Source organism: Streptomyces bugieae, from assembly GCF_036352915.1.
GTDB lineage: Bacteria > Actinomycetota > Actinomycetes > Streptomycetales > Streptomycetaceae > Streptomyces > Streptomyces endophytica.
The window spans coordinates 1-395 of the sequence record NZ_JAZBJP010000225.1; the positions used below are offsets into that span (position 1 = coordinate 1).

1 protein-coding gene is annotated in these 395 nt (G+C 72.4%); it reads right to left on the bottom strand.

What is annotated here, in order from left to right; translation table 11 throughout:
* Window positions 1–281, bottom strand: a 281-nt coding sequence (locus V2J85_RS40990; RefSeq protein ID WP_330824444.1) for a bile acid:sodium symporter, incomplete at its 3' end; no start/stop codon positions are given.
* Window positions 282–395 lie beyond the last annotated feature (114 nt).

Sequence of the window (395 nt, forward strand, 5' to 3'; positions counted from 1 at the left end):
TTGCTGGCCAGCCCCAGCAGCGGGAAGGCGACGAACGTGCAGGCCAGGACGGTGAGGTGGAGCCGCCAGTGCTTCAGCCCGTCGAGCGCCTCGGCCGTCGAGAGCCGGGCCCCGTAGAGGAAGAAGAGGAGGGCGACCGCCCCGGTGGAGGCCCCGCCCGCCACATCGGCGGCGGCACCGCGTGCGGGCAGCAGCGCGGCGAGAACGACCGTGCCGACCAGCGCCAGGATGTACGCGTCGACCGGCAGCCAGGACGGCAGGGCGAGGGTGCGGCGGCTCATGTGCTCCTGTGGCTTCTCTGCGGCGCGTGGGCGGCTGCGGGCTTCCTGCGGTGCCTCACCATCCTGCCTCCCATGCGGCGATCGGGAATCCCGCACACCTCTCTGACTGTCATC